27 protein-coding genes and 2 pseudogenes are annotated in these 25338 nt (G+C 64.4%); 25 read left to right on the top strand and 4 right to left on the bottom strand.

Annotated elements, in window-relative coordinates:
* The first annotated feature begins 9 nt into the window (after positions 1 to 9).
* The 5 genes from IF809_RS06250 (at position 10) to IF809_RS06230 (ending at position 2362) form a co-directional block, all read left to right on the top strand.
* Positions 10 to 219 carry a hypothetical protein gene (locus IF809_RS06250; RefSeq protein WP_014492327.1) on the top strand — a complete coding sequence of 70 codons (210 nt, stop codon included), beginning with the start codon at positions 10 to 12 and terminating at the stop codon, positions 217 to 219.
* 288 nt (positions 220 to 507) lie between these two features.
* A complete protein-coding gene (locus IF809_RS06245) occupies positions 508 to 693 on the top strand; it encodes a hypothetical protein (protein ID WP_014492328.1) in 186 nt (61 codons plus the stop codon).
* Positions 694 to 915: 222 nt separating this feature from the next.
* Complete coding sequence (gene ybgC / locus IF809_RS06240; RefSeq protein ID WP_011089947.1) at positions 916 to 1359, top strand: tol-pal system-associated acyl-CoA thioesterase; 444 nt, start codon at positions 916 to 918, stop codon at positions 1357 to 1359.
* Positions 1360 to 1412: 53 nt separating this feature from the next.
* Positions 1413 to 1817: a YbgC/FadM family acyl-CoA thioesterase gene (locus IF809_RS06235; RefSeq protein ID WP_462837110.1), complete on the top strand. Its 405-nt coding sequence runs from the start codon at positions 1413 to 1415 to the stop codon at positions 1815 to 1817.
* A 77-nt stretch (positions 1818 to 1894) separates the two neighbouring features.
* A complete protein-coding gene (locus IF809_RS06230; protein ID WP_128964155.1) occupies positions 1895 to 2362 on the top strand; it encodes a nuclear transport factor 2 family protein in 468 nt (155 codons plus the stop codon).
* A 294-nt stretch (positions 2363 to 2656) separates the two neighbouring features.
* Here IF809_RS06230 and IF809_RS06225 read toward each other — a convergent pair whose 3' ends face one another.
* Complete coding sequence (locus IF809_RS06225; RefSeq protein WP_462837109.1) at positions 2657 to 3370, bottom strand: type 1 glutamine amidotransferase; 714 nt, start codon at positions 3368 to 3370, stop codon at positions 2657 to 2659.
* A gap of 26 nt (positions 3371 to 3396) precedes the next feature.
* On the bottom strand, positions 3397 to 4323 hold the full coding sequence (locus IF809_RS06220; protein ID WP_462837108.1) for a LysR family transcriptional regulator: 927 nt from the start codon (positions 4321 to 4323) through the stop codon (positions 3397 to 3399).
* 150 nt (positions 4324 to 4473) lie between these two features.
* Between IF809_RS06220 and IF809_RS06215 the strand changes: the two genes are divergently transcribed.
* The 9 genes and pseudogenes from IF809_RS06215 (at position 4474) to IF809_RS06175 (ending at position 13258) form a co-directional block, all read left to right on the top strand.
* Positions 4474 to 5430, top strand: coding sequence for an N-carbamoyl-D-amino-acid hydrolase (locus IF809_RS06215; RefSeq protein WP_462837107.1), 957 nt, complete (start codon positions 4474 to 4476; stop codon positions 5428 to 5430).
* 30 nt (positions 5431 to 5460) lie between these two features.
* Positions 5461 to 6288: an ABC transporter substrate-binding protein gene (locus tag IF809_RS06210; RefSeq protein WP_462837106.1), complete on the top strand. Its 828-nt coding sequence runs from the start codon at positions 5461 to 5463 to the stop codon at positions 6286 to 6288.
* Positions 6285 to 7141 (top strand): annotated as a pseudogene (locus tag IF809_RS06205) (amino acid ABC transporter permease). The gene IF809_RS06210 and the pseudogene IF809_RS06205 overlap by 4 nt, the downstream one beginning before the upstream one ends.
* Positions 7138 to 7902 carry an amino acid ABC transporter ATP-binding protein gene (locus tag IF809_RS06200; RefSeq protein ID WP_128964161.1) on the top strand — a complete coding sequence of 255 codons (765 nt, stop codon included), beginning with the start codon at positions 7138 to 7140 and terminating at the stop codon, positions 7900 to 7902. Before IF809_RS06205 ends, IF809_RS06200 begins: the two are co-directional and overlap by 4 nt.
* A gap of 15 nt (positions 7903 to 7917) precedes the next feature.
* Positions 7918 to 8733 carry an ABC transporter substrate-binding protein gene (locus tag IF809_RS06195; protein ID WP_462837105.1) on the top strand — a complete coding sequence of 272 codons (816 nt, stop codon included), beginning with the start codon at positions 7918 to 7920 and terminating at the stop codon, positions 8731 to 8733.
* Positions 8720 to 9604, top strand: a complete 885-nt coding sequence (locus IF809_RS06190) for a polysaccharide deacetylase family protein (protein ID WP_462837104.1) — start codon at positions 8720 to 8722, stop codon at positions 9602 to 9604. The genes IF809_RS06195 and IF809_RS06190 overlap by 14 nt, the downstream gene beginning before the upstream one ends.
* Before the next feature lie 21 nt (positions 9605 to 9625).
* A complete protein-coding gene (locus IF809_RS06185; protein WP_462837103.1) occupies positions 9626 to 10282 on the top strand; it encodes an aspartate/glutamate racemase family protein in 657 nt (218 codons plus the stop codon).
* Between the two features lie 22 nt (positions 10283 to 10304).
* Complete coding sequence (locus IF809_RS06180) at positions 10305 to 11888, top strand: ABC transporter substrate-binding protein (RefSeq protein WP_462837102.1); 1584 nt, start codon at positions 10305 to 10307, stop codon at positions 11886 to 11888.
* Positions 11885 to 13258, top strand: coding sequence for an amidohydrolase family protein (locus IF809_RS06175; protein ID WP_462837101.1), 1374 nt, complete (start codon positions 11885 to 11887; stop codon positions 13256 to 13258). The genes IF809_RS06180 and IF809_RS06175 overlap by 4 nt, the downstream gene beginning before the upstream one ends.
* Here IF809_RS06175 and IF809_RS06170 read toward each other — a convergent pair.
* Positions 13255 to 14154, bottom strand: a complete 900-nt coding sequence (locus tag IF809_RS06170) for a LysR substrate-binding domain-containing protein (protein WP_128964166.1) — start codon at positions 14152 to 14154, stop codon at positions 13255 to 13257. The two genes, IF809_RS06175 and IF809_RS06170, sit on opposite strands and share 4 nt — an antisense overlap.
* Before the next feature lie 134 nt (positions 14155 to 14288).
* Here IF809_RS06170 and IF809_RS06165 point away from each other — a divergent pair, with 134 nt between their 5' ends.
* The 9 genes and pseudogenes from IF809_RS06165 (at position 14289) to IF809_RS06125 (ending at position 22434) form a co-directional block, all read left to right on the top strand.
* On the top strand, positions 14289 to 15326 hold the full coding sequence (locus tag IF809_RS06165; RefSeq protein ID WP_462837100.1) for an ABC transporter substrate-binding protein: 1038 nt from the start codon (positions 14289 to 14291) through the stop codon (positions 15324 to 15326).
* Between the two features lie 27 nt (positions 15327 to 15353).
* Positions 15354 to 16394, top strand: coding sequence for an ABC transporter ATP-binding protein (locus IF809_RS06160; protein WP_462837099.1), 1041 nt, complete (start codon positions 15354 to 15356; stop codon positions 16392 to 16394).
* Positions 16391 to 17266 carry an ABC transporter permease gene (locus IF809_RS06155; RefSeq protein ID WP_462837098.1) on the top strand — a complete coding sequence of 292 codons (876 nt, stop codon included), beginning with the start codon at positions 16391 to 16393 and terminating at the stop codon, positions 17264 to 17266. The genes IF809_RS06160 and IF809_RS06155 overlap by 4 nt, the downstream gene beginning before the upstream one ends.
* Positions 17263 to 18069, top strand: a complete 807-nt coding sequence (locus IF809_RS06150; protein WP_128964170.1) for an ABC transporter permease — start codon at positions 17263 to 17265, stop codon at positions 18067 to 18069. Before IF809_RS06155 ends, IF809_RS06150 begins: the two co-directional genes overlap by 4 nt.
* 8 nt (positions 18070 to 18077) lie before the next feature.
* A complete protein-coding gene (locus IF809_RS06145; protein WP_462837097.1) occupies positions 18078 to 19214 on the top strand; it encodes an NAD(P)/FAD-dependent oxidoreductase in 1137 nt (378 codons plus the stop codon).
* Between the two features lie 28 nt (positions 19215 to 19242).
* The gene (locus IF809_RS06140; RefSeq protein ID WP_462837096.1) at positions 19243 to 19539 is read left to right on the top strand and encodes a (2Fe-2S)-binding protein; all 297 of its coding nucleotides are present in this window, start codon (positions 19243 to 19245) and stop codon (positions 19537 to 19539) included.
* Positions 19536 to 20954 (top strand): FAD/NAD(P)-dependent oxidoreductase, encoded by a 1419-nt coding sequence (locus tag IF809_RS06135; RefSeq protein WP_462837095.1) that lies wholly within the window; start codon positions 19536 to 19538, stop codon positions 20952 to 20954. The genes IF809_RS06140 and IF809_RS06135 overlap by 4 nt, the downstream gene beginning before the upstream one ends.
* Complete coding sequence (locus IF809_RS06130; protein WP_462837094.1) at positions 20951 to 22072, top strand: NAD(P)/FAD-dependent oxidoreductase; 1122 nt, start codon at positions 20951 to 20953, stop codon at positions 22070 to 22072. The genes IF809_RS06135 and IF809_RS06130 overlap by 4 nt, the downstream gene beginning before the upstream one ends.
* A gap of 15 nt (positions 22073 to 22087) precedes the next feature.
* Positions 22088 to 22434 (top strand): annotated as a pseudogene (locus tag IF809_RS06125) (RidA family protein).
* Positions 22435 to 22439: 5 nt separating this feature from the next.
* On the opposite strand, the gene IF809_RS06120 reads toward IF809_RS06125, so the two are convergent.
* Positions 22440 to 23306: a LysR family transcriptional regulator gene (locus IF809_RS06120; protein ID WP_462837135.1), complete on the bottom strand. Its 867-nt coding sequence runs from the start codon at positions 23304 to 23306 to the stop codon at positions 22440 to 22442.
* Between the two features lie 170 nt (positions 23307 to 23476).
* Here IF809_RS06120 and IF809_RS06115 point away from each other — a divergent pair, with 170 nt between their 5' ends.
* On the top strand, positions 23477 to 24835 hold the full coding sequence (locus IF809_RS06115; RefSeq protein WP_128964177.1) for an MFS transporter: 1359 nt from the start codon (positions 23477 to 23479) through the stop codon (positions 24833 to 24835).
* Positions 24832 to 25332 (top strand): GAF domain-containing protein, encoded by a 501-nt coding sequence (locus IF809_RS06110; protein ID WP_128964178.1) that lies wholly within the window; start codon positions 24832 to 24834, stop codon positions 25330 to 25332. The genes IF809_RS06115 and IF809_RS06110 overlap by 4 nt, the downstream gene beginning before the upstream one ends.
* Positions 25333 to 25338: the final 6 nt, after the last annotated feature.

The following is a 25338-nucleotide window of genomic DNA, read 5'->3' as shown; positions in this document are numbered from 1 at the left end:
AGAGCGCGGGTGCTGGCGAAGCTGCCGCCCTCTAACGAGCCGCCGCAGTTGCCCAAGCCGACCGACCACGTGTTTCCGGGCAATCACATCAAGATGTTCAATGCCCTGCTTGATAGGAGCGAGTTGAAGCTGGATCGGGATGGCAATCGGCGGACCGCATACAGCCTGCGGCATACCTACATCTGCATGCGCCTGATGGAAGGGGCGGACAGCTACTAGATAGCGAAGAACTGCCGAACCTCAGTGGAGATGATCGAGAAGTTCTATGCGGCGCACATCAAGAACAGGCTCGATGCTTCCGCCATCAATGTGCGTCAGGCCAAGCCCGCTCCTCGCAGGCAGTTGAGTGAGGTCTTCTGCTTTTGTCGCCTTGTAGACCCTTCTGGACCAAGATCGGCGCGCGGCCTGGCAACAGGACGGCAAGGGCTTCAACATCCAGTTGAGCTGCCTGCCATTGAACGGCCGCCTCGTGGTTCGCGAACCCAAGGCCGACGCGGAGGCGGGGCAATGAGCCCAGCCGCCACGCGGGGCTACGACGTCGGCTTCAAAAGCTGGATGACATACGAACCCCTCGTGCTCGCCAGCAGCGAGCACGAGGCCATCGCCAAGGGCAAGGCCATTTACGGCCTCGCCGGCCTCGGCGATTTTTCGTTCAGCGATTGCGGCGAAGGACTGGCTCGCCTAGGTTCATGAGCCGGAGGCGCATTCATGAACGTCGTCCTCAAGCCGGGTACGCGTTGACGATAGATCTCCGACATATTCATCCGAAGTCGATGGCAGCAGCGCGACGCCTGCCGCATTCAGGCGGTTGCCTCAGCTTCCGGCAGCAGGAGCCAAGCTCAAGACGATTGCTCAGAAAACCGCCTCTGTGCAAGACAATGGGTCCCTGTACGCGCAATAAGAGGAAACCGCGCTGTGACACTCTCTCTTGACGGCGAAATTCGAGACGGACGGCATTACATGCAGGTCCGCGTCTATTTCGAAGATACCGATTCCGGCCAGATTGTTTATCACGCGAATTTTTTGCGTTTCATGGAACGTGGCAGAACGAATTACTTGCGCCTGCTCGGCACCAATCAGCAAGCGCTGCTCGAGGAAACGCGGAACGATGCGCCGGGCTTCGCCTTCGTTGTCCGTTCGATGACAATCGATTTTCTAAAACCGGCAGTCTTGGACGACCTGCTTGACATTGTCACGGTCCCGCAAGAGGTGAGAGGCGCGTCGATTGCCTTGCTGCAGGAGTGCAGGCGCGGGGGTGATCTCTTGGTCTCGGCGCGTGTACGGGTCGCGTTTATCTCAGGCGGAAAAGCGCAGCGCATCCCAAAGGCTCTGAGGCTTGCTATGGAAGAGCACAGATAAATCTGCCTTTCGTTCACGCTTTAACGCTCCAGCGACCCAATGAAATCAATGCGTTGGCCTTTTGTTGCGATATCGTCAAGTCAGAGTTTTCCGGCATCGTCTATCACGCCAATTACCTGCGCTACATGGAGCGCGGTCGCACCAATCATCTGAGACTGATGGGCGCCGAGCAGCAGGCGTTGTTCGACCAGCCTGAAACCGAAGGCGCCGGCTTTGCCTTCGTGGTGCGCTCGATGCATCTGGATTTCCTCAAGCCCGCACGGATGGACGACGTTCTCGATGTCGTAACCTGGCCCATTGCCGTGAAGGGTGCCTCCATCATGCTGGCGCAAGAGGTGCGCCGCGGCGAGGACGTGCTGGTGAAAGCGGAGGTGCGCGTCGCCTTCGTCAGCGGCGGCCGGGCGCAGCCGATCCCGAAATCGATCCGCGCACTGATGAAGGCCGATCTGATTTCGTGATCGGGCGATAGGCGATCGCCTCTCGACTCCATCGTATGCAGGGATAGATTGCGGCCCCCAAAACCGATGAGGCCATCATGTCGCGCCCGCCGCTTCCGCCGTTTACGAGAGAAACTGCCGCGCAAAAGGCGCGCATGGCCGAGGACGCCTGGAATTCGCGCGATCCGGTGCGCGTCTCGCTCGCCTATACCGAGGACAGCCGCTGGCGCAATCGCTCGGAAGTGCTTCAGGGCCGTGAGGCCATCGTCGCGTTCCTCACCCGCAAATGGGAGAAGGAGCAGGATTACCGGTTGATCAAGGACCTCTGGGCCTTCGACGAAAACCGCATCGCGGTGCGCTTCCAGTACGAATGGCACGATGCCGGCGGCCAGTGGTATCGCTCCTACGGCAACGAGCAGTGGGAGTTCGACGAGCACGGCCTGATGCGGCGGCGCGAGGCCTCGATCAACGACATTGCGATTGCGGAGAGGGACCGTCGGTTTCACTGGGCTGCGCCCGGGCCGCGGCCGGCGGACGTGCCGGGGCTGGGGACAGAGCCGTTCTGATTATCTAACTGCCCTCGTTGCTTTTGGCTCTTTGCTTTTGGGAGGTCCTCCCAGAACCACATGGCGCCCAAGGCCGTCACGAAACCGGCGGCTATCAGCATCCAGCCCTTCCACCGAAGTGCAAAGAACAACAGATATATGAGAGCCACCAGCCCGATGACGATTAGGGCGAGTGCAAGCATCAGGCTTATCGTGCGACGAATTGGGTTCATTCCCGTCCAGCCTTAAGCCTCAGAGGGCGATTATGCCTCGTCATTGGCGACACTCAAGAGGAGAGAGTAGAGGAGCGTGCAACTAAATGGGTGCACGCCTTGCCAAAAACCTCGCAATTGCCCCACCCAGCTTCGCATTATCCAGTGGCTGCGCCAGCGAGTCCTTTGCCGCGGCCACGACGTCATCCGGCGCCTTGCCGTCGCGCAGTTCGCAGCACACTTGCGCGAACCCGACGTCGAACTCCGGATGCGGCTGCACCGTCAGCGTCGCGCCGTTGGCGTAGAGCAGGCCGGCATGCGGGGTGAACTCGGACGAGAGGATCGTGAGAGCGTCATCAGGCGGCGAGATCACCTGATCCTGATGCGAGCAGGCGATGGCGACCGCTTCGCCCTCGACGACGCCGTTCTCCGGCAACACCTGATAGACATGCCGGCCCAGGCCCCAGCCTTTGTCGGATTTGCGCACCGTGCCGCCGAGCGCTTGCGCGATCAATTGATGGCCGAAACAGACGCCGACCATCGGCGTCTTGTTCGCGTAGGCGGTGCGCACAAATTCTTCCAGGGGCGCGATCCAGTCGAGCCCGTCATAGACGCCGGCGGCCGCACCGGTGATCAGCACGGCCTCGAGCTTGCTTGGATCAGGCAGAGGGTCGCCATTCGGAATGCTGACGACGTCCACGGTCGCCGTCGGATCCTCGGCGCGGACCATGCGCTCGAACATGTCCGGAAACGAGCCGTGCTGCTCGCGATATTCATGCGGAACCTGTCCGGTCTCGATGATGGTGATGCGGGTCATGCTGCTTCCGAAAGAGATTGCGACGTTCAGTCGCTGTCTGTCTGATGTTGCCGGTGTGGCGCTACGCGTTCCAGCAAGGTGCTCTCTTTGCGTACCTCGTTGAGAAAGGCTTTTGCCAACCGCGACAGCGGCTCGGCTTCCGACCATAGCATATAGGCGACCGCATGCGTCGTCGGCGCGAACGGCCGAACGACGAGGCCGCTGCCGCTGTTCTGGCGCGGCGAGAACGGATCGACCACGGCGGCGCCGACGCCGGCGGCGGCGAGCACGCAGGCCGTATTGCAGTAACGCACCTCGACAGTCGGTCGAAATGGCGCGCCGTCCCGGGCAAAGCTGTCGCGCACCGCTTCGCCGAGCCGCGTGCCGCGCTCGAGCCCGATGAAGGGCAGGCCGGAAAGATCGGACGCGGAGATCATCGGTTTGTCGGCGAGCGGATGCAGCGGCGGAAGCACGCAGACCATTTCGCCGGTATGCACCACCTCATGCGCGATGCCGGGATGATGCGTCAGGCCAAGCGCGAAGCCGAGTTCGGCGACGCGGCTGAGCACACCTTCGATGATGCCCTCATAGCGCCGCACGTCGAAGAACACGCGCGTCTCCGGGCGGCGGCGCAGGAAGCTCGAGAGCGCGGATGGAATGATGCTGTAGGCGAGCGGTGGCGTCGCCACGATCGCGAGGTGACCGGCCCGGTTCTCGCGCAGATCGCGAACGCGGCTTTCGAGCTTGGCGTGAAGCGCGAAGATCGCCTCGCTCTCCTTGTAGAGCGCCATCGCCTCCGCAGTTGGAAACAGCCGGTTGTTGACGCGCTCGAACAGCGCAAAGCCCGCCTGCGCCTCCATCGTCTTCAGCGCGTTGCTGACCGCAGGCTGCGACAATGCCAGCTCGTCCGCCGCAGCGACCGTGGTGCGGTGGCGGATGACGGCACGCAGGATCTCGAGCTGGCGCAGGTTCATATCACTGCCGGTTATAGTCTGAGCCAAAACATCATAGCACGATGAATTGCTTTTGCAGCCCTGCTTGCGCCTAATTTCTTGGAATTTGCGTGCTGGATCAAGGGGTTCATTCGCCCATTGAGGCAGCATGCGCACAGATTGGAGGCAATCTTGGTTCGTGTCCTTCGCGCCGCCGCCGCTCAGATGGGGCCGACGCAAAAAGCCGATACGCGTGAGCATACGCTGTCGCGGATGCTGGCCATGCTGGAGGAAGCGGCGAGCCGCGGCGCCAGCCTCGTGGTGTTTCCCGAGCTTGCCTTCACCACCTTCTTTCCGCGCTGGCTTCTGGAGGGCGCGGCGCTCGATCGCTATTTCGAACGCGGCATGCCGAATCCGGCCGTGGCAAAGCTGTTCGACCGCGCGCGGGCGCTGCGCGTCGGCTTCTATGTCGGCTATGCCGAGCTGACGCCGGAGGGGCGGCGATACAATTGCGCCATCCTGGTCGATCGCGACGGCGAAATCCTCGGCCGTTATCGAAAAGTGCACCTGCCGGGCTCGGTCGAGCCTCGAGAGGGCGCACGCTATCAGCAGCTCGAGAAGCGCTACTTCGAATATGGCGATCTCGGCTTTCCCGCGTTCCGTGCCGGCTCGAGTTGGGCGCACGCGATCATGGGCATGATGATCTGCAACGATCGCCGCTGGCCGGAGTCCTGGCGCGTGCTCGGCCTGCAGGGCGTCGAGCTGGTCTGCATCGGTTATAATTCGGCGGCCTATGATCCCAACGGCGGCACGACCGAGGACGCCTCCTTACGCACCTTCCACTCGACGCTCGTGACGCAGGCCAATGCCTACATGAACGCGACCTGGGCGATATCGGTCGCCAAAGCAGGCGAAGAGGACGGCTCCGGCCTGATCGGCGGCTCCTGCATCGTCGATCCCAACGGCCGCATCGTCGCGCAGGCGCAGACGCTGACCGACGAGGTCATCGTCGCCGACATCGATCTCGATCTCTGCCGCCAGGGTAAGGACAAGATGTTCAACTTCGCCGCCCACCGGCGGCCCGAGCAATACCAGGTGATCACCGAACGCGCCGGCGTCGTCGAACCGGCCGTGCTCGATGCGGACTGAGTTTTGCAAGGCGCTGGCAAAGGAGCTGACATGACACGCCTCTCGCACTTCCTCTCCCTCGCAGCGCTGGCTGCGATGACGTCCGCGCAGGCGGCCGAGCTCCCGGCGGACATCAAGCAGGCGGGCGGGTTCAAGCTCACGGTCAACTCCACCTACGCGCCGATGGAATATCGCGATCCCGCGACCAACGAGCTGGTCGGCCTCGACATCGACCTCGCCAATGAGCTCGCCAAGCGGCTCGGCGGCCTGAAGATCGTCTGGAGCGAGACGCCATTCGCCGAGCTGATCCCGTCACTCCAGACCAAGCGTGCAGATTTCATCATCTCGGGCATCTCGGATCGCGCCTCGCGGCGCGAGACCGCCGATTTCGTCGATTACCTCACCACAGGCCCGCAGTTTTTCGTGATGACGGAGAGTGCGGCAAAGGCTGCGACCGATCTCTGCGGCATGAAGGTCGGCACCACCCGCAGCACCAGCTTCCCGGCCGAAATCGAGAAGTGGAGCAAGCAGAATTGCGAAGCGGTGGGCAAGCCGGCGATCCAATATGTTCCCGGCGAGAACTCCATCGACGTCCGCAACCAGCTCAAGCAGGGCCGCATCGATGCCGCCGTGCAGGGCAGCGAGACGCTGCCCTATGCGCAGACGCAGGAGCCCGGCAAATACCGCGTGATCGGCGAGGCCTTTGCCAAGGGATATCAGGGCATCATGTTCCGCAAGGACGATGCCGCCTTGCGTGAAGTGGTAACGGAGAAGCTCGCGGCGATGATCGCCGACGGCGCCTATAAGGCTGTTCTCGACAAATGGGGCCTCGGGGCGAACGCTGTCGCCCAGCCCATGCTGAACGCGGCGCCGCAATGAAGCCGGCGCCGGCACTCGCGGAAGGTTTTCCCGATCTGTCGGGATTGCGTATCGCGCGCGAGCCGCACTGGTTTCGCTGGATCGGCGCGGTGTTGATCGTGCTCGTGCTGGCGGCGATCGTGCGCGCATTCGCTGGCGGTCAGATCGAATGGTCCTATGTCGGCCGCTTCCTGACCGCAAAGGTCATCCGCGAAGGCATCGTCAACACCATGGTGATGGCGGTGCTGGCGATGGCGCTCGGCATTGTCCTCGGCGTTGTCGTGGCGATCATGCGGCTCTCGCCCAATCCGGTGCTGAAGACGGTGGCGGCAGGCTACACCTGGCTATTCCGCGGCACGCCGCTGATCCTGCAGCTGCTGCTGTGGTTCAATCTCGCGCTGGTGTTTCCGACCATCGGCGTTCCCGGCCTTTGGTCCGCGCGCGCTGTGGATGTGATGACGCCGTTCCTCGCCGCGCTGCTCGGGCTCGGCATCAACCAGGGCGCTTATACGTCCGAGGTGATGCGCGCCGGCATGCTGTCGGTCGATATCGGGCAATATGAGGCGGCGCAGGCGATCGGCATGGGACGGCTCCGCGCGCTGCGGCGAATCATTTTGCCGCAGGCCATGCGGGTGGTGATCCCGCCGCTCGGCAACGAGTTCATCAGCATGGTGAAGGCGACCTCGCTCGCGAGCGTCATCCAGTATCCGGAGCTGCTGCATAATGCCGAGAATATCTACTACGCAAATTCCCGCGTCATCGAGCTCCTGATCGTCGCGGGCTCTGGTACCTGCTCGCGGTCTCGATCCTGACGCCGCTTCAGATGCTGCTCGAACGCCGCTTTGCCCGCGGCACATTGCGGCTCGCGCGATGACAAAACCCCTCGTCGCGATTCGCTCCGTCAGCAAGAGCTTTGGAGAGTTCCAAGCTCTCAAGAACGTCTCGCTCGATGTGTGGCCCGGGGAGGTGATGTGCCTGATCGGTGCCTCCGGCTCCGGCAAGACTACGCTGCTCCGCTGCATCAATCAGCTTGCCGTCGTTGATAGCGGCCGCATCTGGCTCGACGGAGAACTTCTGGGCGTGCGCGAGCAAGGCGGACGGCTGCATCGCCTCAGCGAGCGCGAGATCGGGCGGCAGCGGCTGAAGACAGGCATGGTGTTCCAGCGCTTCAATTTGTTTCCGCACAAGACCGCACTGGAAAACATCACCGAGGGCCCGCTTCAGGTGCAGGGGCGCAAAACCGACGAGGTGCGCGCCGAGGCGCTTGAGCTGCTGCGGCGCGTCGGGCTCTCGGCCAAGGCCGGCTGGTATCCCGCACAGCTCTCCGGTGGCCAGCAGCAGCGCGTGGCGATCGCGCGCGCGCTTGCAATGAAGCCGATGCTGATGCTGTTCGACGAGCCGACCAGCGCGCTGGACCCGGAGCTCGTCGGCGAAGTGCTTGCCGTCATGAAAGAACTGGCGAAGAGCGGCATGACCATGATGGTCGTCACGCATGAGCTCGGCTTCGCCCGCGAGGTCGCCGACCGTGTCGTCTACATGGACCAGGGCGGTATCGTCGAGCAGGGCCGTGCCTGCGACGTATTGGCTGCGCCTCGCGAGGAGCGCACCAGGGCATTTCTTTCGGCGGTGATCTGAAAAGGGGGCGTGTTGATGAAGAGACTTTTCGTTGCGGCGGCGCTTTTGACGACGATGATCTCATCGGCCTTGGCGGTCGAGCTGCCGCCTGACATCGCCAAGCGCGGCAGCATCAAGGTCGCGCTGGTACCGAACTATCCGCCGATGGAGTTCCGCGATCCCGCCACCAACGCGCTCTCGGGCTTCGACATCGATCTCGGCGAGGCGCTCGGGCGCAAGCTCGGCGTCAAGATCGAATGGACCGAGACCAGCTTTGCCGAGTTCATGCCGTCGATCTCGACAGGCCGGGTGGACGCGATCCTGTCCGGCTTCACCGACTATGCGAGCCGGCACGAGATTGCGTCCTTCGTCGATTATCTGCGCAGCGGTCCGAAATTCTTCGTGCAGCAGTCCCGTGCGTCCGAGTTCAAGGACATGGCGGCGCTGTGCGGCAAGAAGGTCGGGGCCAGCCGCCGCACGATGTTTCCGGCCGAGATCGACAAATGGAGCCAGAAGAACTGCGCAGGCAATCCGATCCAGTTCGTCGGTACCGACGGCTCGGCCGATGCGCGCACCCAGCTCAAGCAGGGCCGTATCGACGCCGCCGTGCAGGGTAACGAGACGCTGCCTTATCTGATGGATCTCGAGCCGGGCGCCTATGCGCCGGTCGGCGATCCATTCGCGACGCAGTTCACGGGGATTGCGCTGCCGGTCAAGGAGAAAGCCTTGCAGCGGGCGATAGCCGAGGCGCTTGATGCGCTGATCGCGGACGGCACCTATCGTACGCTCCTGGCGAAATGGAAACTCAGCGACAACGCGATCGAGAAGGCCACCATCAATGCTGGACAGTAAAGCCCTCAAGAGCATTCCGCTCACCCCGGCCAACACCGCGGATCCTGCGCCGGACTATCCGTGGCCGAAGCCGTACACCTCGGCGATGTTTTTGTCGTTCGACGTCGACGCGGAGAGCGCGTGGACCAGCAAGGACGCGCTGCACGCGCAGCGCCTCATCACGATGAGCTACGGCGGCTACGAGGCGCGCGTCGGCACGCCGAAACTTCTGGAACTGCTCGATCAGCTCGATCTCAAGGCGACGTTCTTCGTCACGGGATGGTCGGTCGATGCCCATCCCGCGATGGCCGAATCCATCCTCAAGGCCGGCCACGAGATCGGCCATCACGGCTACCATCATCTCTTGCCGGATCCCGGCGACCTCTGGATCGAGGAGGAGCTGGAGCGCGGTTTCGAGGTGCTGAAGCGCCGGCTCGGCGTCAAGCCGACTGGCTATCGCGCGCCCTATGGGGAGTTCACCGAGGAGCTGCGCGTCGCGCTGGTGCGTCACGGCATCATCTACACCTCGTCGTTTCGCGACGACGTCAGGCCCTATCGTCACCGGCTCGCCGACGGCAAGCCCGGCACGATCGAGCTGCCGGTGACCGCGAGCTATGACGACTGGATGCACGGCCTGTCCGCCCGCTTCAGCCCGCGCTCGATCTTCCCCAAGGAGCACGTGCTCTCGATCTGGAAGGACGAACTGGACGAAGTCCGCGACTGGGGCGCGATGGTGACGACGGTGCTGCATCCGCAATGCAGCGGCCGTCCGATGCGGCTGCGTTTGCTGCGCGAGTTCCTCACCTACGCAAAGTCGTGCCCGGACGTCTGGATCACCACCGGCGAGAGGATCGCGGATAACTTCCTCCGCCACGAGGCCGCCAACTGTTGAGCAATGCCAGTGAGCCACGCCATGACCCGCCGCCGCATCCTCGTCATCAACCCCAACTCCTCGGCGTCGGTGACGGCGGCGATCGACGAGGCGATCGCGCCGCTGCGCATCGCCGACGGTCCCGTGATCGAGGTGGTCGGCTTCGCCGAAGGGCCGCCGAGCATCAGCTCGCAGCGCGACGCCGATAGCGTGGTGATGCCGTTGGTGAGTCGCGTATCGCGCGACGATGCGGATGCTTTCGTGCTCGCCTGCTTCAGCGATCCCGGCCTGCATGCGGTGCGCGAGGCCGCCGGCGGCCGCCCTGTGATGGGCATCGCCGAATGCGGCATCTTTCGTGCGCTGATGCTCGGCGAACGCTTCGGTATTATCGCGCTCTCGCCGTCGAGCATTCGCCGCCAGCAACGCATGGCGCGGGTGTTGGGCGTCGACAATCGCTACGCCGGAAGCTGGTCGGTCGGTGCGAGCGCTGCGGAAACCGCAGGCGCCGACATTCGCGGACGGCTGATCGAGGCCGGCCGCGCGCTGGTCACGCAATACCGCGCCGATGTCGTGGTGATGGGGTGCGCCGGCATGGCCTCGCATCGTGCCGCGATCGAGGAGGCGATCGGTGTGCTCGTGGTCGAGCCGGCGCAACAGGCGGTGGCAGTCGCGATCGGCGCGGTTCTGCTGAACGCGTAAGATTCTTCCGGAGATTCTGGTAATGCCCATTTCTCGCCGTTCGCTTCTCAAGGCCGCCGCCGCAATGCCGGCGCTGTCGCTGCCGGGCATCGTGCGCGCCGAATCCGAGAGCACGTTGCGGTTCATCCCGGTCATCGATCTCGCCTTCGTCGACCCCATCTACTCGACGGCCCAGGTGTCGCGAAACCACGGCTTCATGGTCTACGACACGCTGTACGGCATGAGCTCGTCGCTTCAGGTCTCGCCGCAGATGCTGTCGGGCCACGTCATCTCGGGCGATCAGCTGCAGTGGGACCTCACGCTTCGCGACGGCCTGTTCTGGCACGACGGCGAGCGCGTGCTGGCGCGCGACTGCGTTGCAAGCATCCGCCGCTGGGCGGCCCGCGACGGCTTTGGCGGCGAGCTGATGGAGGCGACCGCGGAGCTTTCGGCGGCCGACGACCGCACCATCCGCTTCCGCCTCAAGCGTCCGTTCCCGCTGCTGCCGCAGGCGCTCGGCAAAGCCGCGATCAATGCCTGCTTCATGATGCCGGAGCGGCTCGCGAGCCAGGACCCGTTCAAGCCGCTGACGGAAGTGATCGGCAGCGGGCCGTTCCGCTATCTTGCCGACGAGCGCGTGCAAGGCGCGCGCAATGCTTACGCGAAGTTCGAGCGCTACCGGCCGCGCGGCGACGGCAAGCCGGATTGGACCGCTGGCCCGAAGATCGTGCACTACGACCGCGTGGTCTGGACCACCACGCCGGACGCCGGCACTGGCGTCGCCGCGCTCCAGACCGGCGAGCAGGATTGGCAGGAGACCACGCCGCACGATTTGCTGCCGATCATCAAGGCGGCCGGCGATATCGAGACGCGCAGCCTTGATCCGCGCGGCTACGCCTGCATGCTCCGCCTCAACCATCTGCAGCCGCCGTTCGACAATCCAGCGATCCGTCGCGCCCTGCTCGGTGCGATCGACCAGTCCGCGTTCATGACGGCAGTGGCCGGCACCGATCCCGCGTTCCAGGTGTCGCCGGTCGGCTTCTTTGCGCCCGGCACGCCGATGGCGAGCGACGTCGGCCTCGATGTGTTCCGCGGTCCGCGCAACTACGACAGGGTCAAGGCCGACCTGAAGACCGCCGGCTACAACGGCGAGAAGATCGTGGTGCTCGTCCCCACCAATTCGCTGGCGCAGAAGCCGCTCGGCGAGATCGCGGTCGATTCGTTGCGCAAGGCCGGTATGAATGTCGAATATGCCGGGCTCGATTTCGCCGTCGTGTTGCAGCGCCAGCTCAAGAAGGATCCGATTGGGCAGGGCGGCTGGAGCGCGGCGGTCGGCAACTGGCAGGGCATCGACTGGCTCAATCCGGCCGGCAACACCAACATCCGCGGCGAAGGCAAGGTCGCCGGCTGGTACAAGAGCGAGAAGATGGGCTTCTTGCGCAGCCAGTGGCTCGCCGCTTCCGAACTCGCCGAGCAGCAGCGCATCTGCCGCGAGATCCAGGCGGTCGCGTTCGAGGAAATCCCCTATATTCCGATCGGCCTTTACAAGCAGCCGACCGCCTACCGCAAGGACATCACCGGCATTCTCGACGGCACCGCCGTGTTCTGGAACGTACGTCCCGCATGAGCACCAAGGCAATCTTCGGCAGCTATGTGCTGTCACGCAAGGACGGCGCGCAGGATGTCTTGCGCGACCATTGGGTCCTGATCGAAGGCAAGACAATCGTGGCGATCACGCGCGACAGGCCGCGTGCGGATGAAGTCTACGATCGTCCGGGCCGTTTCGTGCTGCCGGGTCTGTTGAACCTGCACAATCACTGCTTCTCCGAAGCTGTCGCGCGCAGTCACACCGAGGACGGCAACGGCCGCAAGAACAACCAGAGCATCGTCTATACGGTGCTGCTGCCGCTGACCAGGCGCGGCGCCGACATCTTGTCGGCAGAGGAGCGGCTCGCGGTGGCGCGCCTCGGCATCCTCCAACTTTTCAAGGGCGGTGCCACCACGGTGATGGAGCCGTTCCGCAATTCGATCCCCGAGATGTTCGACGCCGCGGAAGAGATGGGCATCCGCTTCTACGGCGCGCCGTATCTGTTCTCCACCTCCGACGCCAAGGCAGGGCCGGACGGTATCGTACAATATTCCGGCGACGATGGCGTCGCCGACATGGCGACGTGGGACACGCTCTACCAGCGCTGGAACAATCGCGGCGATGGCCGCATCGGCCTCGCCATGAGCCCGCATGCCACCGATACCTGCGGCCCGGATCTCTTGAAGGCCTGCGCCGAGCGGGCGCGCGAACTCGACGTCCCCATCACCACGCACATGGCGCAGAGCCGCGCCGAGGTCGAGACTATCGGCAAGCGTTATGGCGGCCGCACGCCGGCGCAGTATCTGGACTGGCTTGGTCTTCTGGCGCCCGACCTGATGGCGGCGCATTGCATGTTCAGCAGCGATGACGATCTCAAGCTGATGGCCGCGCGCGGCATGACCGTTCTCAACTGCCCGCGCGTGTTCGCGCGCGCCGGCATCACCGCGGCATTCAGCCGCTTTGCCGAGCACGGCGTGCGCACAGTGGTCGGCACCGACGGCTACAATATGGACCTGCTTGGCGAGCTCAATGCGGCCTCGCTGATCTCCAAGGTCACCTCGCAGCGCGCCGACGTCGCGAACTCGCCTGAATTGATCGAGGCGAACACGGTAGTCGCCGCCGACGTCATCAAACGGCCGGATCTCGGTCGGATCGAGGCGGGCGCCACCGCCGACCTCACGGTGGTCGATCTCACTCATCCGCATCTCCAGCCGCTGTTCGACCCGCGCCGCGCGCTGATCGCGCTCGCCAACCGGGCCAACATCGACCAGGTGATGGTTGATGGCCGCATGTTGGTCGACGAGGGGCGCTATCTTGCCGCTGACGAGGCGGCGATCACGGCAGCAGGGACCGCCGCAATCGGCAAGATCTGGGACCTGCCGGAGGCACAGGCGGCGTTCAACGGCTAGCTCTCGAACTCCGCCAGCGACTTGCGCATCATTTCGACCAGATCGAGCGCCACCGGCGAGGGGCTGCGCTGCGCCGGAAACACCGCGGAGAATTCGAAGTCGATGCGCGGCAGGAAACGGCGTACGACGACGCCGCGGGTGGAAAACTCCTGCGCGGTGAAGGGATCGCAGATCGCAACGCCAAGTCCTGATGAGACGAGGCCGCACATGATCTCCGACAAGGCGGTCTCGACCCGCAGCACGCGGCGCACATCGTGATGATGGAAGACCTGGTCGACGAGATGTCGGCTCGATGACCCCGCCGATAGCGAGATGAATGTCTCGCCTTCGAAGTCGCGCGGCTCCAGCACTTCTTTCTCCGCGAGGCGATGACCTGTCGGCAGCACCGCGACGCGGGCGGGCGCCGGCAACTTCATGCTCGGCAGCCCGGAATGCGCGATCGGCACCTCGGCAAAGCCCACGTCGCACTGATTGTTCAGCACCCAGTCGACCACGATCGGCGAGATCACGCCGAAGAAGGCGAGATTGAGATTCGGCCGCTCTCTTAGAAAGTGACCGGTCAGCCTCGGCAGATAGCCGTTCGACAGCGCAGGTAGTGCTGCGATCCGCAGCGAACCGGTGCGGCGGCCGCGGATTTCCTCGGCGGCAGCGGTGATGCGCTCGAGGCCCACGAAGGATCGCTCTACCTCGGTGTAGAGCGCCATCGCCGCAGCGGTGGGCACCAGCCCTGTGCCGCGCCGCTCGAACAGCTCCATCTTCAGCAGCGCCTGCAAGTCGCGCAGCAGCCGGCTGACCGCCGGTTGCGTCACCTTCATCAGTGCCGCTGCCTCGGTCACGCTCCCGGTCAGCATCGTCGCCCGGAAGGCCTCTACTTGCCGCGAATTGATCCGGGCCATCCTAATTCCCATTCATAACATTTTGGCATGTAGATGGTGCCATTATTCATTGGACGATGGAAGTATAGGTTTGCGATCTTTTTCATCAGGACTGAAGACAGCCCGCTTTTTCGGCAGATTGGAGATCGGACCACATGAAGACTTTCAGCCTTCTCACAGCGGTCAGCATCGCGGCGCTCGTCGCGGTCCCTTCGGCCGTCTCGGCCCAGCAAAAGACTCTTTACGTTGCCGGCTATGGCGGCTCGTTCGAGAAGACCATCCGCGACGAGGTGATCCCGGCCTTCGAGAAGGAGAACGGCGTCAAGGTCGAATACGTCGCCGGCAACTCCACCGATACGCTGGCCAAGCTTCAGGCCCAGAAAGGCAATCAGCAGATCGACGTCGCCATCGTCGATGACGGCCCGATGTACCAGGCAATCCAGCTCGGCTTCTGTGGCAAGCTCGACGGGCTGCCAGCCGCCGATCTCTACGACAACGCGCGCTTCAAGGACGATCGTGCGGTCGCGATCGGCATTGTCGCTACCGGCCTGATGTACAACACCAAGGTGTTTAAGGAGAAAGGCTGGGCGCCGCCGACCTCGTGGAACGATCTGAAGGACACGAAATACGCCAAGCAGCTCGTGATCCCGCCGATCAACAATACCTACGGCCTCGAAGCACTGGTGATGCTGTCGAAGATGAACGGCGGTGGCGAGTCCAACGTCGATTCCGGCTTCAAGATTTTCAAGGACGAGATCAATCCGAACGTGCTCGCCTATGAGCCGTCGCCGGGCAAGATGACCGAGCTGTTCCAGTCCGGCCAGGCGGTGATCGCGGTGTGGGGCACCGGCCGCGTGCAGAGCTTCGCCAATTCCGGCTTCCCGGTCGACTTCGTCTATCCGAAGGAAGGCGCGGCGACGCTGCTGACGACGGCTTGTCCGATCAACAAACCCAATGCCTCGCCGCTGGCCTCCAGCTTCGTCAAGATGCTGCTCGATCCCAAGATCCAGCTCGTAATGCTGAAGGATTATGGCTACGGCCCGGTGCTGAAATCGCTGAAGGTGCCGCCGGAGCTCGGCAAGATGGCGCCGATCGGCGAGCGCGCGGCCAAGCTCTATAATCCTGATTGGACCACCATCAACGAGAAGCGCGAGGAGTGGACCAAGCGATGGAATCGCGAGGTCGAGCGCTGACCTGATCATTGGTAGCGGAGACAGCCCATGGCCTTTCTCGAGCTCGATCGGGTCGCAAAGCAGTTCGGCGCGCAGACGGTGGTCGACGACTTCAGTCTGTCCGTAGGGAAGGGGGAGTTCATCTCGTTCCTCGGCCCGTCCGGCTGCGGCAAGACCACGACGCTGCAGATGATCGCGGGCTTCCTCGATCCCACGCGCGGGGCGATCCGCCTCGAGGGCAAGGACCTGATTGCGATCCATCCGGCCAAACGCGGGCTCGGCATCGTGTTCCAGAGCTACGCGCTGTTTCCGCACATGACCGCTTCGGAGAATGTCGCATTCGGCCTCGAGATGCGCAACGTGCCACGCGCCGCACGGGGCGAGCGCGTCCGTGCCGCGCTCGCGATGGTCGGGCTTGCCGGTTATGAGGATCGGCATCCGCGCCGCATGTCCGGCGGCCAGCAGCAACGCGTCGCGCTGGCGCGGGCGCTGGTGATCAAGCCGAGCGTGCTGCTGCTCGATGAGCCGCTGTCGAATCTCGACGCGAAGCTGCGGGAAGAGATGCAGATCGAGCTGCGTCAGATCCAGCGCACCATCGGCACCACCACGATCCTGGTCACCCATGACCAGAACGAGGCGATGTCGCTATCGGATCGCATCGTGGTGATGAGCCAGGGCAAGATCGAGCAGATCGGCACGCCGCAACAGACCTATGAGCGGCCGGCCTCGGCGTTCGTCTCGCAATTTCTGGGCAAGACCAATGACTTTGCCGGCACGATTGACCCTGCCGCGACGCCTTCGCAGCTAGTGGCGGGCTCCTGGAGTGCGCCGGCCCCGGCCGGGCTCAACGGTGCAGTCACGATTAGCATTCGTCCGGAAAGAATCGGGTTCGGCGATGCCGGCCTCAGTGCAAAGATCGTCACGCGGATCTTCCAGGGCAATCATTGGCTGTTCCAGTGCGAGAGCGAATGTGGCCCGGCGATCGTCATTCGCCAGAATGACGGCGCGGCGCAGCCGGTCGAGGGGGAGGCGGTTCGCCTGACCTGGCGGCCCGACGACATGAGCGTGCGCGCGAGGGCCGGCGCATGAGTGCGGTCGCCGAGGAGCGCGGCGCGCGTGCGCCTTGGGCGCTGACCGCGCCCGCCCTGATGCTGTTCGTCGGCGTGCTGCTGATTCCGCTCGCGATGACCGTGATGCTGTCGTTTCACGATTGGGGCCAGTACAAGGGCATCGAGCCGGTCTTCATCCTGAAGAATTGGCGCGAGATCGCAACCGATCCCTATTATGCCGAAATGTTCTGGCGGACGTTTCGCATCGCCATCCTGACCACGCTGCTCACCGCACTGTTGGGAGCACCCGAAGCCTACATCCTCAACCGCATGAGCGGCCGCTGGAAGAGCTTTTTCCTGCTCGTCATTCTCGGACCGCTCCTGATCTCCGTGGTGGCGCGCACGCTCGGCTGGGCGCTGCTGTTCGGCGGCAACAATGGCCTGGTCAACAAGCTTCTGATGTCGCTTGGCGTGATCCGCTTTCCCATTCCCTTCATGTTCACCGAAACCGGCATGGTCGTCGCGCTCGCGCATGTGATGATGCCGTTCATGGTGCTGTCGGTGTGGGCCGCGCTGCAGCGGCTCGATCCGCAGATCGAGAATGCCGCGATGTCGCTCGGCGCCGGCCCTGTCACCATCATCCGTCGCATCATCATGCCGCAGATCATGCCGGGCGTGCTGTCGGGCGCCATCATCGTGTTCTCGCTTTCGGCCAGCGCCTTTGCGACGCCCGCGATCATCGGCGGCCGCCGGCTCAAAGTCGCGGCGACGCTCGCGTATGACGAATTCCTCAACACGCTGAACTGGCCGCTGGGCGCCGCCGTCGCCACGCTGTTGCTGGTCGCGCTGGTCCTGATCGTCGTCGGCAGTAACGCGCTGATCGAGCGGCGGTATGCGGAGGTGTTCCGATGAGACGGAATGGGCCGCTGGCGCTGGTCTTCCACACCATCTTCGTCATCGTCATGGTGGCGCCGATCCTGGTGGTCTGTCTCGTCGCCTTCACGCCCGAGGGATTTCTCTCGCTGCCGACCAACGGCTTTTCGCTGCGCTGGTTCAGGACGATTGCGCAATATCCCGAGTTCATCCATGCCTTCTGGGTCAGCCTCGGCCTCGGGGCGCTGTCGTCCTTCGTAGCGCTGCTGTTTGCCGTGCCGGCGGCGCTGGCCATCGCGCGCTACCGCTTTCGTGGCCGTGATGCGCTCGCGGCGCTGTTCCTGTCGCCGCTGATGATCCCGCATGTCGTGCTCGGTATCGCCTTCCTGCGCTTCTTTACATCGGTCGGTCTCGGCGGAAGTTTTGCGGCGCTGATCATCGCGCACGTCATCATCGTGTTTCCGTTCGCGCTGCGGCTGACCTTGGCCGCAGCGACCGGCATGGACCGCACCGTCGAGATGGCCGCGGTCTCGCTCGGCGCCGGCGGTTGGACGCTGTTCCGCCGCGTGACGCTGCCGCTGATCCTGCCCGGCGTCATCAGCGGCTGGGCGCTCGCTTTCATCCAGTCCTTCGATGATCTCACCATGACCGTCTTCCTCGCGGCGCCCGGCACGGAGACGTTGCCGGTGCGCATGTTCCTTTACATCCAGGACAACATCGATCCGCTGGTGACGTCGGTCTCGGCTTGCGTGATCGCTGTGACCATGACCGCCCTCATTCTGCTCGACCGCTTCTACGGGCTCGACCGCGTACTCGCCGGCAAGGGCGATCCGGGACGATAGGAGAACCCATGCGAACTGAATACGACGTCGCCGTTGTCGGCGGCGGATTGCTCGGCTCCGCCATTGCATGGGGCCTCGGCCGGCTCGGCAAGCGCGTGGCCGTGCTCGACGAAGGCGACATCACCAAGCGAGCCTCGCGCGCGAATTTTGCGCTGGTGTGGGTGCAGAGCAAGGGGCTCGGCATGCCGGCCTACACGATCTGGACCGTGCAGGCCTCGCAGGCGTGGGGACGGCTTGCCTCCGAGCTGAAGCAGCAGACCGGACTTGATGTTGCGCTCCAGCAGAATGGCGGCTTCCATCTCACCCTTGGCGAAGAGGAATTCGGCCAGCGCACCGAACTGGTCAAGCGCATGCACAATCAGACCGGTGCGGCCGACTACAAGATGGAGATGCTGCGGCCTTCCGAGATCAAGAACGCGCTGCCGCTGATCGGTCCCGAGGTTTCCGGCGGCAGCTATTGCCCGCTTGACGGCCACGTCAATTCGCTGCGCACCTTCCGCGCCTTCCACACCGGCTTCAAGGCGTTCGGCATCGACTATTTTCCGGAACGTCCGGTCTCGGCGATCGGCAAGAGCGGCGGCGAATTCCGGCTGACCACGCCGAAGGGCGAACTCCGCGCCGCCAAGATCGTGCTCGCCGCCGGCAATGCCAACCAGACGCTCGCGCAGATGGTGGGCCTCTACGCGCCGATGGGCCCGACCCGCGGCCAGGTCGTCGTGACCGAGCGCACCATGCCCTTCCTGCCGCATCCGCTGACGACGATCCGCCAGACCGACGAGGGCACGGTGATGATCGGCGACAGCAAGGAAGACGAGCTCGACGATCGGACGCTGAAGCCTTCGATCAGCGGCGTGATGGCCGATCGCGCCCAGCGCATGTTCCCGCATCTGTCGCGGCTCAACGTCGTCAGGAGCTGGTCCGGCATCCGTGTGATGCCGCAGGACGGCTTTCCCATCTACGACCAGTCCGAGACGCATCCCGGCGCCTTCGTCGCCTGCTGCCATTCCGGCGTGACGCTCGCCTCCAACCATGCCTTCGAGATCGCGCGCATGGTGGCGCAGGGCGCGCTCGAGCCGGAGCTGGTCGGCGCGTTCTCCGCCAGCCGGTTTGGTCGCGCAGGCGCCGCGAATAGCAGCGGCTACTAGAGTTACTGAAGGAGCCAAGAGGCATCCCATGTTTAGACGATCCGAACAGGACAAGCGCCCGCAGGTGCAGATCTTCGTCGACGGCGTCGCCGTTGCGGCGCGCCAGGGCGACACCGTCTCCGCCGCACTGCTGGCGTCGGGCCGCGATGCGCGGCGCTCGACCGCGGTCAGCGGTGCACCGCGTTTGCCCTATTGCATGATGGGCGTGTGCTTCGATTGTCTCGTCACCATCGATGGCGTCGGCAACCGCCAGGGCTGCCTCGTGCCCGTCGCGGAAGGCATGCAGATCGAAATCCAGAAGGGCAAGCGGGAGATCGGAAGATGAGTGTGGCTCCCAAGCGCGAAGATTACGACGTCGTGGTGATCGGCGCCGGCCCGGCCGGCCTTGCCGCCGCCGCGACCTCCGCCGAGGCTGGCCTATCCACGCTGCTGCTCGACGAGAACATCGGCCCCGGCGGTCAGGTGTTTCGCGCCATTTCCTCGACGCCGGTGACCGACCGCAACCAGCTCGGTGCCGACTATTGGGTTGGTGCCGATCTCGTGCAGGCGTTGTGTGCAAGCCATGCCGAGGTGATCCATCGCGCCACGGTCTGGAGCCTCGACCGCAATCTCGACATTGCCGTCTCGATCGGCGGCGCGTCCGCCTTCGTCAAGGCCAAGCGCGTGATCCTCGCGACCGGCGCGCTGGAGCGGCCGTTTCCGATTCCCGGCTGGACGCTGCCGGGCGTGATGAGCGCGGGCGCGGCGCAGACCATGTTGAAGTCGTCGGCGCTGGTGCCGGATGGACGCACCGTGATCGCGGGGCAGGGGCCGCTGCTTTGGCTGCTCGCCGCGCAGATCTTGCGTCTCGGAGGTCGCATCGATCGCATCCTCGACACCACCGAGCGCGGCAATTATTTCGCGGCGCTGCCACATGCCTTCGCGTTCCTGACCTCGCCCTATTTCAGCAAGGGCCTGTCCATGATGCGCGAAGTGAAGGCGAAGGTGCAGGTCGTCTCCGGCGTGACGGAGCTCTCTGCGTCCGGTGAGAGCCAGCTTGCCAGTGTCAGCTACGTTGCGGGCAGCAAGCGCGAGACCATTCCTGCCGATCTTCTGCTGCTACATCAGGGTGTCGTGCCCAACGTCAACCTGGCAATGGCGGCCGGAGTCGAGCATCGTTGGGATGACTTGCAGCTGTGCTGGTCGCCCGTGCTGGACGGCAGCGGCAATTCGTCGGTCGCGGGCATTGCGATCGCCGGCGACGGTGCCGGCATCGGCGGTGCGAACGCTGCCGTGGTGCGTGGCCATATCGCGGCGCGGGCGGCGGTGGAAGCACTCGCGCCCGCGGCTGCTGCGAAGCTTGCCACGATGACGGCGCTCCGTTCCGATCTCGCCAAGGCCGAGCGCGGTCGCATCTTCCTCGACACGCTGTTTCGCCCTGCAACGCAGTTCCGCATTCCCTCAGGCAATACCATCGTTTGCCGTTGCGAGGAGGTGACCGCGAAGGACGTGCTCGATTCCGTCGCAATCGGCGCGACCGGGCCGAACCAGCTCAAGGCCTATCGCCGCACCGGCATGGGCCCGTGCCAGGGCCGTCTCTGCGGTCTCACCGTCACCGAGCTGATGGCGCAGGCGCGCGGCAAGACCCCGCAGGAGATCGGCTATTACCGGCTGCGCGCGCCGGTGAAGCCGATCACACTGGCCGAGCTTGCCGCCGTCCCGAAAACAGAGGACGACGTCAAGGCCGTGGTGCGCGGATGACCTTAAACGTGGATGCGATCGTCGTCGGTGGCGGCATCCACGGATGCTCGACCGCGCTGCATCTGTGTCTCGCCGGCCTGAAGCCGGTGCTGATCGAGAAGGACTATGCCGGCCGCCACGCCTCGGGCGTCAATGCCGGCGGCGTGCGCCAGCTCGCGCGGCATATCCCCGAGATTCCGCTGTCGATCCGCTCGATGGGGATTTGGGAGAAGATCAACGATCTCCTGGACGACGATTGCAGCTTCGAGAGCTACGGCCAGGTCCTGGTCGCCGAGAACGAGGAGGAGCTCGCGGTCTGCCGCACGCGTGTTGCCGAGCTCAACGCGCTCGGCTTCACCCACGAAGAGCTGATCGATGCTGTCGAGCTCCGGCGCCTCGTGCCGGCGGTCGCCGAGACCTGTCCCGGCGGCGTGGTGTCGCGGCGTGACGGCGCCGCCAATCCGGCGCAGACGACGACGGCGTTCCGCCGCAAGGCCCAGCAGCTCGGCGCGATCGTGCGCGAGGGCGTCGCCGCCAGCAACATCCGCTACAGTGACGGCCTCTGGCATGTCGATGCCGGCACGGAGACCTTCGCAGGCCCGGTCCTCGTCAACGCCGCCGGCGCCTGGGCCGGCAAGATCGCTGCTGATCTCGGCGAGCCCGTTCCGGTCGAGACCGTGGCCCCGATGCTGATGATCACCTCGCGCGTACCGCATTTCATCGACCCTGTCGTGATCCTGCGCGGGCGAAAGCTGTCCTTCAAGCAGTTCAAGAACGGCACCGTGCTGATCGGTGGCGGCCATCTCGCCACGCCCTACCAGGATCGCAACGAGACGGTGCTGGACTGGAAGAGTCTCGCGACCAGCGCGCAGACCGTGTTCGAGCTGTTTCCGGTGATGCGTAGTGCGACCATCGTCCGCGCCTGGGCCGGCATCGAAGCCAGGATGAAGGACGATATTCCCGTGCTCGGCCCAAGCTCCCGCCACAAGGGGCTCTATCACCAGTTCGGCTTCTCGCTGCACGGTTTCCAGCTTGGCCCCGGCGCCGGCGCCGTGATGGCAGAGCTGATCGTCAATGGCGGCACCCAGACCCGCATCAGCGATCTCGGCATCGACCGCTTTCATCCCTCCACGCTCTAAGAACAAGAGGATATCATGAGCATCACCCGCAGCATCCGCACGCCCATCATGCACCGCGCCGTCGAAGCGAATGGCTTCGTCTTCCTCGGCGGCACCATTGCCGACGACACCTCGGTCTCGATGGGCGAGCAGACCCGCAACATCCTGGCAAGATCGCCGGCTATCTCGAGGAGGCCGGCACCGACAAGAGCCGCATCGTCAGCGCCTCGATCTTCGTCACCGATCTCTCCAGGAAGAAGGAGATGGATGCAGCCTGGACCGAGTTCTTCGGCGACGATCTGCCGACCCGCGCCACCGTCGGCGTCGCCGATCTCGGCGGAGGCGCGCTGATCGAAGTGGTGGTAACTGCGCTGAAGGGCTGATCCGCTTACTTCGGTTTGGCGAACATGCCGACCAGCGTCTCGCGCAGCCAGCGCTGGGCGGGCACGGTGTCGTTGCGCTGATGCCAGAACAGGCTGACGATGCGTGGCGGTGCCTGGAGCGGTAGTGGCATCGCGTGCAGGAACGGTGCGTGGCGGGACTCCGAGCGCAGATCGCGCGGCAGCACCGCGATGAGATCGGACTGCCGCACGGTCTCGTAGGCCGCGCTGTAATGGTTGACGGTCGCCACCAGATTGCGCGACAGGCCGCGTGAGGCGAGGAACAGGTCGTAGGACGGCTGCGTCTTGCCCGCGAGACTCACATCGATATGCCGCGCGTTGAGGAAAGCGCGCGTGCTCAGCCGCTTCCCCGTGGCGAGCGGATGGCCGCGCCGCATGAAGCAGGCATAGTCGACGGTCCATAGCGAGCGCGAGCGGATCGCGGCCGGTTGTTGCGCCTCGTTGACATAGACGCTCAGCACGCAGTCGACCCTGTTGTCCTCGAGCTGGTCGGCGATCTCCACGACAGTGTTGGGTGCGGTGTGAACGCGGGCCTTCGGCGCAACCTTGTCCAGATGCTTCAGCAAGTTCGGCATCACCAGGGATGCCACATAGTCCGACATCGACAGAATGAACTCGGTCTGGGCGCGGCCGGGATCGAATACCTGCTCGTCGAGCGCGCCGCGCACGGTCTCCAGCGCTTCGCCGATCGGCTCCCACAGCACCACGGCGCGCTGGGTGGGGCGAATGCCGGTGCCCGACCGCACGAACAGGGGATCGCCGAGTGCATCGCGCAGCCGCGCCAGCGCGTTGCTGACGGCAGGCTGGGTCATCGTCAGCGCGCTCGCCGCGCGCGTGACGCTGCCCTCGGTCATCAGCGCCTCGAAGACTTTCAACAGGTTGAGGTCGAGGGCGCGGAACGACACACATTCACCGTTGTGATATATTAGATCAAGATTATAAATTATGACGATAATGTCACTTTGTCTATGGTTCCCTCCCGAACGACGCGCGGTGCGCCGGGCCGCAATCGAGGGGGACTTCCATGTCAATGATATCGGCGCGCATCGAGCGCCTTCCGTTCGCACGCTTCCACACGCACCTGCTGCTGATGGGCGGGCTCGGCTACATGTTCGACGCCATGGACGCGGCGGTGCTCGCTTTCATCCTGCCGGTGCTGCGCACGGCGTGGAATCTGTCGAGCGTTCAGATCGGCGTGCTCGGCAGCAGCACCTATATCGGCTTCCTGTTCGGCGCACTGTTCGCCGGCACGCTCGGCGACCTGATCGGGCGCCGCGCGGTGATGATGTCTGCGCTCGCGCTCTATTGTGTGGCCTCCATCGTCAGCGCACTGGTCGACACCTGGCCGGCCTTCTTCGTCGCTCGCATCGTGGCCGGCATGGGCACGGGCGCCGAGAGCGCGATCATCGCGCCCTATCTCGCGGAATTCGTGGCGCGGCGCTACCGCGGCAGTTTCACCGGCGCATTGGCCGGCTTTTTCTCCTTCGGCTTTGTTGCGGCGGCCTTGCTCGGCTATTTCATCGTGCCTTCGTATGATAACGGCTGGCGCATCGTGCTGGTCATCACGGCGGTGCCGGTCGTCATGCTGCTATGGTGGCGCCGGGCGCTGCCGGAATCGCCGCGTTGGCTGGAAGCCCGCGGCCGCGAGAAGGAAGCCGAAGCCGTCCTCGACAAGATCGAAGCGGGTTTTGCGCGCGAGGGCCGGGTCCTGCCGCCGCCGGTGATCGAAGCTGCGGCGCCCACCGGCACCGGTGGAACGCTGCTCGCCAATTTCGCGGCGCTTCTCGCTGCCCGGCAGGCGCGCATCACCATCATGACCTGGATCATGTGGCTTGCGATCACCTTCAGCTATTATTCCTTTTTCGTCTGGATTCCGGGCCTGCTGGTCCAGAACGGCATGAGCATCACCAAGAGCTTTGGCTATTCGATCGCGATCTACTGCGCACAGATCCCCGGCTATTTCAGCGCGGCCTGGTTCAACGAGCGCATCGGCCGGCAGGCGACGATTGCGACCTACATGCTGCTCGGCGGCGCCAGTGCGCTCGGCCTCGCCTTCGCGCAGACCGATCAGCACATCATGCTCGCGGGAATTCTGCTGTCGCTGTTCATGAACGGCACTTATGCCGGCGTCTATGCGTACACCGCCGAAGTCTTCCCGACGCCGATCAGGACCACTGGTGCCGGGCTTGCTTCGGCGATCGGCCGCATCGGGGCCATCGTCTCGCCGATCCTGGTCGGCTATCTCTATCCCAATTTCGGCTTCGCCGGCGTGTTCGGTGTCACCACCACGGTGTTGCTGCTCGGCGCGGTCACCGTCGTCTTGATGGGCGTGCCGACGCGAGGGCGGTCATTGGAAGAGATCGCAGCGGGCGAGGTCGCATGACCAGGACGACAGCCAAGGCCGATCCCTGGCTCGTTAGCGTTGCGGCGGCACAGAGCGAGATGGATCAGCCGGATGCGCTGTTCGCGGCGCTCGATCGCGCCCTGAAGTCGGCGATCGGGCACAAGCTGTTCACGATCCTGACCTACGAGGATGCTACCGGCGAAGCGGCACGCGTCTATTCCAACCTTCCCGGCCCCTATCCCACGGGAGGACGCAAGCGCCTGGCGCCGGGTCCGTGGACCGAAGCCGTGCTCGACCGCGGCGAAGCCTATATCGGCCGCACGCAGGACGATTTGCGCAACGTGTTCTCCGACCACCAGCTGATCGTCTCTCTCGGCTGCGAAAGCGTGCTCAACATGCCCGTGCGCTGGCGCGGGCGCACGCTCGGCTCGCTCAATCTGCTGCACGAAGCGCACTGGTACGGCGAAGACGACGTTGCCGCGTGTCTTCCCTTTGCCCAGCTTACATTGCCGGCGCTGCTTGCGCCGGCGTCCTGACAGGAA

The sequence above is a fragment of the Bradyrhizobium sp. UFLA06-24 genome, assembly GCF_054967145.1.
The sequence above is the reverse complement of the archived record's forward strand: the minus strand, read 5'-3'. Positions and strand labels throughout refer to the sequence as shown.

Bases quoted from the DNA above. Each gene is read 5' to 3' on its own strand.
- IF809_RS06245 (WP_014492328.1), top strand. From the start codon at position 508: ATGAGCCCAGCCGCCACGCGGGGCTACGACGTCGGCTTCAAAAGCTGG.
- IF809_RS06230 (WP_128964155.1), top strand. From the start codon at position 1,895: ATGTCGCGCCCGCCGCTTCCGCCGTTTACGAGAGAAACTGCCGCGCAA.
- IF809_RS06225 (WP_462837109.1), bottom strand. From the start codon at position 3,370: ATGACCCGCATCACCATCATCGAGACCGGACAGGTTCCGCATGAATAT.
- IF809_RS06220 (WP_462837108.1), bottom strand. From the start codon at position 4,323: ATGAACCTGCGCCAGCTCGAGATCCTGCGTGCCGTCATCCGCCACCGC.
- IF809_RS06210 (WP_462837106.1), top strand. From the start codon at position 5,461: ATGACACGCCTCTCGCACTTCCTCTCCCTCGCAGCGCTGGCTGCGATG.
- IF809_RS06200 (WP_128964161.1), top strand. From the start codon at position 7,138: ATGACAAAACCCCTCGTCGCGATTCGCTCCGTCAGCAAGAGCTTTGGA.
- IF809_RS06195 (WP_462837105.1), top strand. From the start codon at position 7,918: ATGAAGAGACTTTTCGTTGCGGCGGCGCTTTTGACGACGATGATCTCA.
- IF809_RS06190 (WP_462837104.1), top strand. From the start codon at position 8,720: ATGCTGGACAGTAAAGCCCTCAAGAGCATTCCGCTCACCCCGGCCAAC.
- IF809_RS06185 (WP_462837103.1), top strand. From the start codon at position 9,626: ATGACCCGCCGCCGCATCCTCGTCATCAACCCCAACTCCTCGGCGTCG.
- IF809_RS06180 (WP_462837102.1), top strand. From the start codon at position 10,305: ATGCCCATTTCTCGCCGTTCGCTTCTCAAGGCCGCCGCCGCAATGCCG.
- IF809_RS06175 (WP_462837101.1), top strand. From the start codon at position 11,885: ATGAGCACCAAGGCAATCTTCGGCAGCTATGTGCTGTCACGCAAGGAC.
- IF809_RS06170 (WP_128964166.1), bottom strand. From the start codon at position 14,154: ATGGCCCGGATCAATTCGCGGCAAGTAGAGGCCTTCCGGGCGACGATG.
- IF809_RS06165 (WP_462837100.1), top strand. From the start codon at position 14,289: ATGAAGACTTTCAGCCTTCTCACAGCGGTCAGCATCGCGGCGCTCGTC.
- IF809_RS06160 (WP_462837099.1), top strand. From the start codon at position 15,354: ATGGCCTTTCTCGAGCTCGATCGGGTCGCAAAGCAGTTCGGCGCGCAG.
- IF809_RS06155 (WP_462837098.1), top strand. From the start codon at position 16,391: ATGAGTGCGGTCGCCGAGGAGCGCGGCGCGCGTGCGCCTTGGGCGCTG.
- IF809_RS06150 (WP_128964170.1), top strand. From the start codon at position 17,263: ATGAGACGGAATGGGCCGCTGGCGCTGGTCTTCCACACCATCTTCGTC.
- IF809_RS06145 (WP_462837097.1), top strand. From the start codon at position 18,078: ATGCGAACTGAATACGACGTCGCCGTTGTCGGCGGCGGATTGCTCGGC.
- IF809_RS06140 (WP_462837096.1), top strand. From the start codon at position 19,243: ATGTTTAGACGATCCGAACAGGACAAGCGCCCGCAGGTGCAGATCTTC.
- IF809_RS06135 (WP_462837095.1), top strand. From the start codon at position 19,536: ATGAGTGTGGCTCCCAAGCGCGAAGATTACGACGTCGTGGTGATCGGC.
- IF809_RS06130 (WP_462837094.1), top strand. From the start codon at position 20,951: ATGACCTTAAACGTGGATGCGATCGTCGTCGGTGGCGGCATCCACGGA.
- IF809_RS06120 (WP_462837135.1), bottom strand. From the start codon at position 23,306: ATGACCGAGGGCAGCGTCACGCGCGCGGCGAGCGCGCTGACGATGACC.
- IF809_RS06115 (WP_128964177.1), top strand. From the start codon at position 23,477: ATGTCAATGATATCGGCGCGCATCGAGCGCCTTCCGTTCGCACGCTTC.
- IF809_RS06110 (WP_128964178.1), top strand. From the start codon at position 24,832: ATGACCAGGACGACAGCCAAGGCCGATCCCTGGCTCGTTAGCGTTGCG.